10 protein-coding genes and 1 tRNA gene are annotated in these 11,999 nt (G+C 65.4%); 4 read left to right on the top strand and 7 right to left on the bottom strand.

The genetic code is table 11. From position 1 onward, the window contains the following. Positions 1-59: 59 nt before the first annotated feature. Positions 60-974, bottom strand: coding sequence for a Bax inhibitor-1/YccA family protein (locus tag FDW83_RS17535; RefSeq protein ID WP_138139361.1), 915 nt, complete (start codon positions 972-974; stop codon positions 60-62). 493 nt (positions 975-1,467) lie between these two features. Between FDW83_RS17535 and FDW83_RS17530 the strand changes: the two genes are divergently transcribed. Genes FDW83_RS17530 through FDW83_RS17515 form a run of 4 tightly spaced genes read left to right on the top strand, consistent with a single transcriptional unit; the run spans position 1,468 to position 5,590 of the window. After that, positions 1,468-2,751, top strand: coding sequence for a branched-chain amino acid ABC transporter permease (locus tag FDW83_RS17530; RefSeq protein ID WP_138139364.1), 1,284 nt, complete (start codon positions 1,468-1,470; stop codon positions 2,749-2,751). A gap of 9 nt (positions 2,752-2,760) precedes the next feature. Continuing rightward, positions 2,761-3,729 carry a branched-chain amino acid ABC transporter permease gene (locus FDW83_RS17525; protein WP_138139360.1) on the top strand — a complete coding sequence of 323 codons (969 nt, stop codon included), beginning with the start codon at positions 2,761-2,763 and terminating at the stop codon, positions 3,727-3,729. Beyond that, the gene (locus FDW83_RS17520) at positions 3,726-4,817 is read left to right on the top strand and encodes an ABC transporter ATP-binding protein (protein ID WP_138139359.1); all 1,092 of its coding nucleotides are present in this window, start codon (positions 3,726-3,728) and stop codon (positions 4,815-4,817) included. The genes FDW83_RS17525 and FDW83_RS17520 overlap by 4 nt, the downstream gene beginning before the upstream one ends. Beyond that, a complete protein-coding gene (locus FDW83_RS17515) occupies positions 4,814-5,590 on the top strand; it encodes an ABC transporter ATP-binding protein (protein WP_138139358.1) in 777 nt (258 codons plus the stop codon). Before FDW83_RS17520 ends, FDW83_RS17515 begins: the two co-directional genes overlap by 4 nt. A gap of 71 nt (positions 5,591-5,661) precedes the next feature. Here FDW83_RS17515 and FDW83_RS17510 read toward each other — a convergent pair whose 3' ends face one another. The 6 genes from FDW83_RS17510 to FDW83_RS17485 all read right to left on the bottom strand — a co-directional run bounded on the left by FDW83_RS17510 (position 5,662) and on the right by FDW83_RS17485 (position 11,977). Next, positions 5,662-7,014 carry an ABC transporter substrate-binding protein gene (locus tag FDW83_RS17510; protein WP_138139357.1) on the bottom strand — a complete coding sequence of 451 codons (1,353 nt, stop codon included), beginning with the start codon at positions 7,012-7,014 and terminating at the stop codon, positions 5,662-5,664. A 220-nt stretch (positions 7,015-7,234) separates the two neighbouring features. Further along, positions 7,235-7,308 (bottom strand) — tRNA-Leu (locus FDW83_RS17505). A gap of 127 nt (positions 7,309-7,435) precedes the next feature. Then, positions 7,436-8,905, bottom strand: a complete 1,470-nt coding sequence (locus FDW83_RS17500; RefSeq protein WP_138139356.1) for an NAD(P)/FAD-dependent oxidoreductase — start codon at positions 8,903-8,905, stop codon at positions 7,436-7,438. 59 nt (positions 8,906-8,964) lie between these two features. Continuing rightward, positions 8,965-10,344 (bottom strand): S8 family serine peptidase, encoded by a 1,380-nt coding sequence (locus FDW83_RS17495; protein ID WP_138139355.1) that lies wholly within the window; start codon positions 10,342-10,344, stop codon positions 8,965-8,967. A 5-nt stretch (positions 10,345-10,349) separates the two neighbouring features. Continuing rightward, positions 10,350-11,309, bottom strand: a complete 960-nt coding sequence (locus tag FDW83_RS17490; protein WP_138139354.1) for a Ppx/GppA phosphatase family protein — start codon at positions 11,307-11,309, stop codon at positions 10,350-10,352. Beyond that, positions 11,306-11,977 (bottom strand): DUF501 domain-containing protein, encoded by a 672-nt coding sequence (locus FDW83_RS17485; protein ID WP_138139353.1) that lies wholly within the window; start codon positions 11,975-11,977, stop codon positions 11,306-11,308. Before FDW83_RS17485 ends, FDW83_RS17490 begins: the two co-directional genes overlap by 4 nt. Positions 11,978-11,999 lie beyond the last annotated feature (22 nt).

Here is an 11,999-nt window from a genome sequence, read left to right as displayed (position 1 = left end):
CCTTGAGGTGGGGCCCTTCTTGTTTAAGGCTCGCACGACGGCGGCGGCCGCCTTTGCGGTTATTCGTCCCCGCGGAGGATGGCCAGCAGGCGGATGATTTCCACGTACAGCCAAACCAGGGTGACGGTCAGGCCGAAGGCCGCGGTCCAGGAGAAGCGCTGCGGAGCGCCGCTGCGGACGCCCTCCTCGATGCTGGTGAAGTCCATGATCAGCGAGAACGCGGCCAGGCCGATGGCCAGCAGGCCGATCAGGACGCCCAGCGGGATGCCGAAGATTTCCACGCTGGTGCGCAGGCCGAACGGCTCCTGCACCGCACCGGTCCACATCATCACCATGTTGACCAGCGAGAACACCAGGTAACCGATGATGGCGATCATGAAGAACCGCATGGCCTTCGGGGTGGCGCGGACCTTGCCGCTCTTGAACAGCACCAGCGTCACGGCGAAGACCGAGAGCGTACCGATAACCGCCTGCAGGCCGACGCCGGGGAACTGCGCGTCAAGGATCCGGGTCAGGCCGCCCAGGAAGAAACCTTCGAGGACTGCGTAGGCCAGGATAAGCGCCGGCGAGGGCTGCTTCTTGAAGGTGTTGACCAGCGCCAGCACGAAGCCGCCGAGGGCGCCGACGATCATCAGAAGCGACGCCAGGCCCATGCCCACCACCAGGGTGACCGCCGCGCCTGCGATGACCGCGCCGAGGCAAGCGGCCGTCTTGACGATGACGTCGTCGAACGTCATCCGTCCGGTGTCCACAGGACCGGCCGAAGGCTGGTTGTACATCTGGCGCAGCTGCTCATCGCTCATGGGCTGCGTGTTCCAGCCCTGCTGGCCGTAGGGGGCCTGGGCGTAGGGCTGCTGTCCGTAGGCCGGCTGGCCGTAAGGATTGTGTCCGTAGGGAGCCTGCGGGACAGGCGGTGCCTGCGTGGCTCCTCGGAAACTTCTTCCGTTGAAGATCGGGTTGCCGCCAAGTGCCATTGCGGAGTTCCTCCATGTGGGTGTGTTGTGAACCTTAAGGTTTACGCTACCAATTACCACGCCAATGCACCTCTGAAAGTTCCCGCCAAAACGGGGGTGCAACGCAACCGTAACCCAGTCTGGACCCACGGGAGCCGGCGGCTCGGAATCTTGCCGCCCCCGGCAGGAGGAACAGACACCGTGGCTCAACAAAGGTTTCGCAGCAGGTTTCAGCGATGCCGCGGTGTTGCATTCCGCGAGTTGTTACCTGATCGCTACCAATAAGGCCTGGACCTCGCCATTTAGCGCATCCTGCGCGCTGTAGCATAAGCCAAGCAGGGTGACGGAACTCACACCCGTGACGGTGCCGGGCGAGATGGCGCCTCCCCGCCCTGCGTCCGTTCGCAGCGGCTGTTAAGGCGCAGCCGAGACCGCCCCCAAGTGGAGGTTTTTCAATTTGAGAAGTACACCCCAAGGCCAGCCGGCCGCACGACGCCGGAGATTGCCAGGGCTGCTGGGTGCCATCAGCGCTGCCATCCTTGCACTCCTCCTGGTTGCCGCTCCGGCAACCCAGGCCGCTTCCCCCTCACCGACGCCATCCCCGACGAACCAGACCTTCCAGAACAACATCAGTGGATTCCTCCGCGATGACACCCGCGCACCCCTGGCGGACGTGACCATCACCGCCACCAAGGGCGACTTCACCGGCACTGCCAAGTCGTCCGCGAACGGATCCTGGAACATCGGTGTGCCCGAGCAGGGCACCTATACGGTGGAACTGGATGAATCCACCCTGCCGGAAGGCATCACCCTGGCCGAGGGGCAGGAGAACCCCCGCGAGGTCACCTTCAGCCAAACCTCAAACCTGTCCGTGATCTTCGCCTTCGGCAAGGGCATCGTGGTGCAGCAGCAGGACTTCGGGCAAAACCTGCTGAACCGCCTGGTGGCCGGGCTGAGCTTCGGCCTCCTCCTCGCCCTGGCATCCGTGGGACTGTCGCTGATCTTTGGCACTACCGGCCTCACCAACTTTGCCCATGGCGAAATGGTGACCCTGGGCGCCGTCCTGGTCTTCACCTTCAACGCCATGGGGTTGCCCTTCTGGCTGGCGCTGGTCCTGTCCCTGCTGGGCGGCGCCCTCTTCGGGTATGCCCAGGACCGGGGCCTCTGGCGGCCGCTCCGCCGCCGGGGCACGGGCCTGGTTCCCATGATGATCGTCAGCATCGGCCTTGCCCTGGCCGTGCGCTACGTCATCCAGTTCTACTTCGGCGGCGCCACGCAGCAGCTGCCCTTCGCCCAAAGCCCCGAAGTGCAGCTGGGTCCGGTGTCCATCTCGCCCAACAACCTGTGGTCCCTGGGCATCAGCGCCGTGGTCATCGCGCTGCTCGGCCTGGTGCTGCTCAAGACCCGGCTGGGCAAGGCCACCCGTGCAGTAGCGGATAACCCCGCGCTGGCGGCTGCCTCCGGCATCGACGTTGACGGGGTCATCCGCCTGGTCTGGATCACGGGCGGCATGCTCGCGGCACTCGGCGGCATCCTGTGGGCCTACTACCGGCCAGGCGTCACGTTCGACATGGGGTCGGCCATCCTGCTGCTGATTTTTGCCGGCGTCACCCTCGGCGGGCTGGGAACGGTCTTCGGCGCGCTGGTGGGGTCCATCATCGTGGGCATTTTCGTGGAGCTCACCACCGTGTTCGGCCTCGCCGCCGACCTCAAGTACGTAGGAGCGCTGTTCATCATGATCGTTGTCCTGTTGTTCCGGCCCCAGGGCATCCTGGGCCGGCGCGAGCGCGTGGGTTAGGAAACAGCCGTGGATTTTGGATTCATTCTTGCCAGTGCCGCCGGTGAAATCTTCAGCCCCACCACTGCCGCCTACGCCCTTGCCGCGCTCGGTCTCGCTGTGCACTTCGGGTACTCCGGGCTGCTGAACTTCGGGCAGGCAGGCTTCATGGCGGTGGGCGCCTATGGCTTCGCCATCTCAACCCTCACCTTCGGCGTACCGTTCTTCGTGGGACTCCTGATCGCCGTCGTTGCCTCGTCCGCCTTTGCCCTGCTGCTCGGCATCCCCACCCTGCGGCTCCGGGCGGACTACCTGGCAATCGTAACCATCGCCGCCGCGGAAATCGTCCGCTACATCGTGACCACGAACCAGCTCACCTCGGTGACCGGTTCAGCCAACGGCCTTGCGGCGTTCGAAGGCGGCTTCTACGCCATGAACCCCTTTCCCGCAGGCGACTACTTCGGCATGAACAACCGGGACTTCTTCATCCGCGTGGTTGGCTGGGCCCTTGTCATCCTGTGCTGTACCCTCGTATGGCTGCTGATGCGCAGCCCCTGGGGGCGCGTGCTGAAGGGCATCCGCGAAGATGAGAACGCCGTCCGCTCCCTCGGCAAGAACGTGTACGCCTACAAGATGCAGGCACTGATCATCGGCGGCGTGCTCGGTGCACTGGCCGGCATGGTCTTCACGCTCCCCCGCGGAGCGGTGCAGCCGGCCAACTACGGCACGGAGCTGACGTTCTTCCTCTACACCTGCCTGCTGCTCGGCGGACTGGCGACCGTCCTGGGACCCGTCATCGGCGCCATGATTTTCTGGGTGGTCCTCTCGCTCACCCAGGGCATCCTCTACGGCCTGATTGAATCAGGCGCCGTCACGTGGCTGAACACCGTCCAGGCGGGCCAGCTGCGCTACATCCTGGTTGGCGTCGCCCTGATGCTGCTGATGATCTTCCGGCCCCAAGGCGTCTTTGGAAACAAGAAGGAGCTGGCGTTCGCATGAGCATGCACAGCGAAGAAGCGAAAACTGCGGGCGGGGGCACGTGGGACTACATGAATGACACCCGCCCCATAGCCGCCGGAGAAACAGGCCCGGGCTGCAAGAAACGGGACCCCATCGTGGTCGCGGAAAACGTCACCCGGAGCTTCGGCGGCATCAACGCGGTGGACGTCGACTACCTCGAAATCCCCCGGCACAAGATCACAGCCCTGATCGGACCCAACGGAGCCGGCAAAACCACGCTGTTCAACCTGCTCACTGGCTTTGACACGCCCAACAGCGGGAAGTGGCAGTTCGAGGGCAAGAGCCTGGCCGGAGTGTCGCCCTACAAAGTGGCGCGCATGGGCATGGTCCGCACCTTCCAGCTGACGAAGGTCATGGGCAAACTGACCGTCATGGAGAACATGCGGCTGGGAGCGGCAAACCAGCCCGGCGAAAGCCTCGCCAAGGCGCTGTTCAAGGGCATCTGGGGCAACCGGGAAAAGGAGATCACGGCCCAGGCGAACGTACTCCTCGAGAAGTTCAAGCTTGATACCAAAAAGGACGATTACGCGGCGTCGCTTTCCGGCGGCCAGCGCAAGCTGCTGGAGATGGCCCGGGCCCTGATGGTGCAGCCCAAGCTCGTGATGCTGGACGAGCCCATGGCCGGCGTCAACCCCGCCCTAACGCAGTCGCTGCTGGACCACATCAAGAACCTCAAGGCCGAAGGCATGACGGTCCTTTTCGTCGAGCACGACATGCACATGGTCCGCCATATCGCGGACTGGGTGGTGGTCATGGCCGAGGGGAAGGTGGTTGCGGAAGGCCCTCCGGGTGAAGTGATGAAGAATCCCGCGGTCATCGATGCATACCTGGGCGCCCACCACGACGTCGACCTGGGCGACTCCGAGGGCATCAAGGAGCTCGCTGCCGAACTGGTAGCCGACAAAGAGTCGATTGTCGGCACCGAAAACGCCGGGATCATCTCACTGGACACCGTGAACGAAGAGGAGGGCAGCCCGCGGGGTACGGCAAATGCGGGCCGCAGCAGCCGCCTCGGCAGTACGGACCGGGACATCACAGAGCACCGTGCAGAGAAGGACAGCCAATGAGCAGCAGCACCAGCACAGCCCCCGCCGCCCAGCCCGTCAATGATGGCGACGCCGTCGTCAAGGTCAGGGACCTGGTAGCCGGATACCTTCCCGGGGTCAACATCCTCAACGGATGCAGCATCGAGGCCCGCAAGGGGGAACTGATCGGCATCATCGGCCCCAATGGCGCCGGCAAGTCCACCCTCCTGAAGGCCATGTTCGGCCTGGTGAAGGTGCACTCCGGTACCGTCGTGGTCCGGGGCCAGGACATCACGGGGCTCAAGGCGAACAAGCTGGTCACCCGTGGGGTGGGTTTCGTCCCGCAGACCAACAACGTGTTTGCCACGCTGACCATCGAGGAGAACCTCCAGATGGGCATGTTCCAGCGGCCCAAGGACTTCGCCGAGCGCTTCGACTTTGTGACCAGCCTCTTTCCCGAACTGGGGAAGCGCCGTGCCCAGCGGGCCGGTTCGCTCTCCGGCGGCGAACGCCAGATGGTGGCGATGGGCCGCGCCCTGATGATGGACCCGGCCGTGCTCCTGCTGGACGAGCCTTCAGCCGGCCTCTCCCCCGTCAAGCAGGACGAGACCTTCCTGCGCGTGCACGAGATCAACCGTGCGGGCGTATCCGTGATCATGGTGGAACAGAACGCCCGCCGCTGCCTGCAGATCTGCGACCGCGGCTACGTCCTGGACCAGGGCCGGGATGCCTACACCGGCACCGGGCGCGAACTGATGAAGGACCCCAAGGTCATCCAGCTCTACCTCGGCACCTTGGCCGACACAGTCGAGTAGCAACAACTCTCCAGGACACAAAGGAGCCCCCGTCCGGTTGGACGGGGGCTCCAGTGCTGTATGCAGGCTTCCTACAGCTTGCCGAACTCCGCCTGGACGGGCTCGAGCTTGTTGTCGTTCGTGTACCGGTAGATACCGATGTACGCTTCGGTCGGGTCACCGGCGTCCGAGAAGGTCACCGGACCGGACTGTCCGTCGTAGTCGATGTCCTTGCCCTCGCGCAGCAGCGTGACGCACGAGGCGAAGTTGTTGCACTTCTCGCCGGACTCGGAGACTGCCTTGAGCTGCTTGGCGATTTCCGGACCGCTGGTGCTGCCCGCCGCCTCGGCCGCCAGGGCAATCAGGTTCACGGCGTCGTAGGACTCGCCACCGTACGTGAAGTCCTTCAGCGCCGGATCAACTTCAAGAAGCTTCTTGGTGAAAGCCTCATTGGCGAAGGTCCCCGGGAAGGTGCCGTGTGCACCCTCCAGTGTTCCGGGCTGGAAGTCCTTGCTGTAGTCGGCGGTGTTGCCGTCAACCAGGAACATGTTCCCGGACTCGAAGCCCTTGCCGCTGATCAGCGGAACGATGCTCTTGGCCTGGTCGAAGGTGATCAGGGCAATCGCGTCGGGCTTGGCAGCGAGGACCTTGTCCACCTGGCTGCTGAACTGGGTGTCGCCCTCGTTGAACAGCTCCTCGGCAACAATCTTGCCGCCGGCGGATTCGAAGGCTTCCTTGATGTTCTTGGCCAGGCCGGTGCCGTAGGCATCGTTGAGGACGATCATGCCAACAGTCTGGGCGCCACACGTTGCCATGTAATTGCCCAGGACCTTGCCCTGCAGGACGTCGGAGGGAGCGGTGCGCCAGTACAGGCCCTTGTCATCCCACGTGGTGAAGTCCGGGGAGGTGTTGGCCGGGGAGAACTGGACGACACCGGCACCGGTGATCTGGTTGATGACGGTCTTGGAGACACCGGATGAGGCTGCACCGATGATGGCATTGACGCCCTGGCCCAGCAACGCCGTCGTCGACTGGGTGGCGATATCCGTCTTGGTGTCGCCCGAGTCGCGGTGGATCACTTCCACCGGCTTTCCGAGGACACCGCCGGCGTCGTTGACTTCCTTGACGCCGAGGTTGACACCGGCAATTTCGGGCGGGCCGAGGTAAGACAAGGAACCCGTGGTGGGCAGCAGCGAGCCGAGCTTCAGCGGAGTCTCAGTCGAGCCCTTGGACGGCGGCACCGCGCCGCCTGCGCCGGTTGCCGGGGCTGAGTTGCCGCCCGTGGCGCCGGGTTCGGGGCACGCAATTCCTGCCGCTCCTCCGGTGTTGGTCTCGGTTGCCGTGGGTGTGGACGAACCGCCGCAAGCCGTTGCCATGAAGGCGACGCCGATACCAAGCGCTGTCAGCCTGGCAACGCGGGTTCCCGACTTGGGGAATAAAGTCATTTACGAGCTCCTCGATCTAAAGGTGCGAACGGCCTTTGACACGAAAAATCAGGGATTCCTGATTCAGGTTCAAGCTAATGCATATCCCCGGCGAACATAAGTGAGAGAGGTCACATCCTTATAACAGTCGTTGCATATGTGGAATTAAACGAAGAAGGCCGCCCGCGGGTGCGGGCGGCCTTCGGTCCGGCGGCCTTCTTCGCCGCCGGCTGCCGTTCTGTACCCCAGGTGGGACTCGAACCCACAACACGCGGATTTTAAGTCCGATGCCTCTGCCAATTGGGCCACTGGGGCGCCGGGTCAATGGTATCCCGTTACGGCCGGGCGAAAGGTTCGGCATACCGAGGCGCCTTCAACCCGGGAGATGCAGAACGGCGGCCGCCCCCGCAAGGGGACAGCCGCCGTCGTACGCTGTGCGTTACTACTTGGCCCGGGCCGGAACCGATTCCTTCGGCTGGACTGCCGTGGAGCCGGCGCCGCCCGCGGCGGGAGCTGCAGGCGCGGAAGCAGCAGCCGGCTTGGGGGCGGGGGTGGCGGCAGCGACGAACGCGCCGCGCGGGTTGTCCAGGTCCAGCAGCTGGGTGGTGTCGCGGCCGGCGAAGAAGCTGATGATCCAGTTGAAGATCACCCGGAACTTGCGCTCGAACGTGGGCATGGCCAGCCCGTGGTAGCCGCGGTGTGCCAGCCAGGCGAGCCCGCCCTTGAGGCCAATGCTGCCCACCAAGTTGATGTTGGCAACGCCCTTCCACTCGCCGAAGCCGGCCACAGCACCCAGGTTCTTGTGCTTGTAGTCCTTCAGCGGCTTCTCCCACCGGGAAGCCCAAAGGTTCTTGGCAAGGCGCTTGGCCTGGCGGAGGGCATGCTGGGCGTTGGGCACGCAGGTGCCGTCCGGGAGGCCCTTGCCGGTGAGGTCCGGGACCGCGGCGATGTCGCCGGCAGCCCAGGCGTTTTCAACAATGCCTTCGTCGCCGGAAACACGCAGGTCCGGGAGGACGCGGACGCGGCCGCGGGGCTCCAGCGGGAAGTCGGTGGAGCGGACCATTGGGTTGGCCTGCACGCCGGCAGTCCAGACGAGGGTGTCGGCTTCGAATTCCTGGGCAGGGGTCTTGTCCGGCAGGTTGATGAGCTTGAGGGTGCCCTCGGCGCTGTCCAGCGAGGTGTTCAGCAGGACCTCGATGCCACGGCTGCGCAGGTGCTCAACAACCCACTCGGCCTGCTTTGCGGTGACCTCGGGCATGATGCGGCCCATAGCTTCCACCAGGACGAAGCGGACTTCCTCCTGCTTGATCCGGGGGTTGTTGCGGACAGCGGCGCGGGCCAGGTCCTCCATCTCGGTGATGCATTCGATGCCGGCGAAGCCGCCGCCCACCACCACAAAGGTGAGCGCCCTGGCACGGGCGGCAGGATCGGTCATCGTGGAGGCAACCTCGATGCGCTCCAGGAGCTTGTTGCGCAGTGCAACGGCTTCCTCGATGGTCTTCAGGCCGATGCCCTTGTCCGCCAGGCCATTGATGGGGAAGGTGCGGGTGATGGCGCCTGCCGCCAGGACGACGTCGAAGTAGGGAATTTCGAAGTTCTCGCCACCGTCGGAGGGTGCAACCACGGCCGTGCGGTTGGCGTGGTCGATCGAGGTCACACGGCCCTGGATCAGTTCGGTCTGCTTGAGGTGCTTGCGGTGGGAGACCACAGCGTGGCGTGCCTCGATGTTGCCGCCTGCCACCTCGGGCAGGAACGGCTGGTAAGTCATGTAAGGCAGTGGATCCACGAGGGTGACGATGCCACCGGCATTCGCGATCTTCTTCTGCAGTTTGAGTGCTACGTACAGGCCGACGTACCCGCCGCCGACGACGAGTACCCTGGGACGGTCCTGGAGCTCTGGGGTGGTTGCCATAGTTTAAGGATAGCGCAGTTTGTGAAAATCTTCACTAACTGCTCCGCAGGTGCGTAATGCTAGGGCTTCTGCCCCGAATCCACCTTCTCCAACGCCCCCGTTTCAGGGTCCTCCGACGCCGCGAGGGCCGGGTCCCCCGCTGCCCTGCGCAGCTGCACTGCTGCTGCCGCGATGATGGCAACGAACAGCAGGGCGAAACCGATAACGACGGCGGCGCCGATGGCGGTGTCCCGCTGTGACGGAGCCTCTGCTGCGGGCACAGTGGGGTTGGGAAGCGTTGGCGCTGCGCTGGGCACTTCGGCGCTGGGTACGGGGGTTGGAGTGGCGAGGTTGCCCCGCCGGTGCACCCTGATCCATTCCGCAATCGTTCCCAGGGGGTTGGCCTTGGCCTCCGGTACGTCGGCTTTCAGTGCTGCCTCGGCGTTGAGGATGCCGTAGCCGTAAAGCGGGTCCTTGCCCGGCGGCCCGGCGTCCTTGGCCGTCGAAACAATCCGGTTGATCACCTGCTCTGCAGTCATCGCAGGCCACTTTGACCTGATGAGGGCTGCAACGCCGGCAACAATAGGCGTGGAGCCGGACGTTCCCGCCCATTCGGCGTAGCCGCCGCCGGGCAGCCCGCCCAGCAGGTTCTGGGCCGGCGCAGCCACACCGATGCTGATGCCCTGCGAGGATGCATCGACGCTGGCCGTTCCCGTGCGGTCGAGGCCGGCGACGGTCAGGACACCGGGAATGGTGGCAGGAGCGCCAACCTGGGTGTTGCCGCCGATCCGGTTCCCGGCCGCGGCCACGATCACCACGTCTTTCTGCTCGGCGTAGAGGAAGGCAGCGTCCCAGCTCTGCGGCCATTCCGGCGTGTTGCTGCCAAGCGAGATATTGATGACTTTGGCGCCGTTGTCCACTGCCCAGCGCACTGCTTCGGGGATCTGGTCCTGGTCGCTCTTCCCGGAGGGGTTGGGGGAACCAAGCCAGGTGGAGACCGCGAGGATCTGCGCCTCCGGCGCAACTCCCATAATTCCGTCCGGAGCCTGGGCTGCCGGCCCGGGGGCGGGCGTGGGTGTGGCACCTGCGGACTGGTGGCCCCGTCCGGCAAGCATGGTGGCTACCAGCGTGCCGTGTTCCGGCTTTGCGCCGACGCTCTTCTGCCCGTCAGGCTGCCCGGAGCCCGAGGCGTCGTAACCGCCAACAATGGCGCCTTTCAGGTCAGGGTGCCCGGCGTCGACACCGCTGTCGATGACGGCCACCTTCACCCCCGCGCCCTTCGACACTTCCCAGGCCTTGGTGATACCTGATTCCGCCAGCCAGTACTGTTTGTCCCGCCACTCGTCCGCCCGAGCCGCCGGCGCGGTGATCAGGCCGGTACACAGGCAGCAGCCAGCCAGGACCAGGGCCAGCAGCGCGGCTCCTGTCCTCTGAAGCATCGGGTGGGTGGAGGATTGCATGGAACTCAGCCCAAGCCCGGGGCAATACTCAGGGCGATGCCGTCGAGGATGTCGTGCTCGCTGGCTGTGGCCGTGGTGATCCGTCCGCCGCTGAGTCCGCCGAGGCGTTCCAGGATGCGGCGCCAGACAAGCGCTCCCGCCCCGATGACGTCCACGCGGCCGGGGTGCATGTACGGCAGCGCGGCACGGCCGGACCGGACCATCTCCAGGAGGTCGGTGGAGGCTGCACGGACGGTGTCGATGGGAAGCTCGGTGCCGTGGATGATGTCCGGGGTGTACTCGGGCAGCCGAAGGGCGTGGGCGGTGATGGTGGTGATGGTGCCGGCAACGCCGACGACGGCGGTGGCGCGTTCCAGCGGAACGTCCTGTCCGGCACGGGCGATGGCTGCGTCCACGTCGGCTTCCGCCGCCGCGATCTGTTCAGCGGTGGGTGGATCACTCCGCAGGTGGCGTTCGGTAAGGCGGACGCAGCCGATGTCCACGGACTTCGCTGCGGTGACTCCTGCCGCCGTACCCAGAACGAACTCGGTGCTGCCGCCGCCAAGGTCCACCACGAGGACCTGCTGCCCGTCAAGGATGGGCAGCACGCTGCTGGCCCCTGCGAAGGACAGTGCCGCTTCCTCCTCACCGGAAATCACTTCCGGCTCCACGCCCAGGAGATCGCGGATACCGGCTACGAAGACGTCCCTGTTGCGGGCATCCCGGCTGGCGGAGGTGGCAACAAAACGGACGGCCCGGGCACCGTGTTCACGGATGAGGCGGGCGTAGTCCGCTGCGGCCGCGAAGGTACGCTCGAGCGCTTCCGGCGCCAGTTCGCCGGTGGCGTCAACGCCCTCGCCCAGCCGTACCACGCGCATCTCCCGAATCACGTCCTGGAGGGTGGCTGCGCCGTTGGTCCGTTGAATGTCTGCGATCAGGAGGCGGATGGAGTTCGTACCGCAGTCGATGGCGGCTACCCGGGTCACTGGGCTGCCTCCGACTGGGTGGCGGACTTCCTCACGGGTGCCGGCCGGCCCACGATATCCGGCAGGCCCTGGGGCCCGTGCCGGCTCAGGTCCTTCGAGGGTGCTTCGCCGGTGGTGTCCCAGGCGCCGTCGCAATAGCACTTGTCCTGCGTCCACCATTCGCGGATCTGGCGGAGCGCCTCGTCGCCGAGGGGGTTCACTCCGGGGCCGGCTGCCAGCGACTGCCCCACCAGGACATGCAGGCATTTGACCCGGGTGGGCATGCCACCGGCAGACACACCCTCGATTTCGGGCACGGCGCCGATGCCCGCGCGTTCCCCGATGGAGTTTCGGGCCGCCAGGTAGGCCTCGTGGGCGGAGCGGTAGGCGGCGGCAAGGCCGGGATCCGCTGCCAGCTGCTCGTTCATGGCGTTCATGGTGCCGGCTGCTTCAAGCCGGGACACAGCGGAGGTGATGACCGGATGCGTCAGGTAGAAGGTGGTGGGGAACGGGGTACCGTTGCCCAGGCGCGGCGCCGTTGCAGCCACCAGCGGATTGCCGCAGATGCAGCGGGCCGGAATTTCCACCACGTCGCGTACCGGACGTCCGAGCTGCCGGCTCAGTACTTCGAGGTCGTGCGGGGATGGCTGGCGGGATTCCTCCCGGGCGGCTTCCGTGCTGTTTTCCACTGTCGCGGGCCGTCCTTCCTGT

Source organism: Pseudarthrobacter sp. NamE2, from assembly GCF_005796205.1.
Lineage (GTDB): Bacteria > Actinomycetota > Actinomycetes > Actinomycetales > Micrococcaceae > Arthrobacter.
The sequence above is the reverse complement of the archived record's forward strand: the minus strand, read 5'-3'. Positions and strand labels throughout refer to the sequence as shown.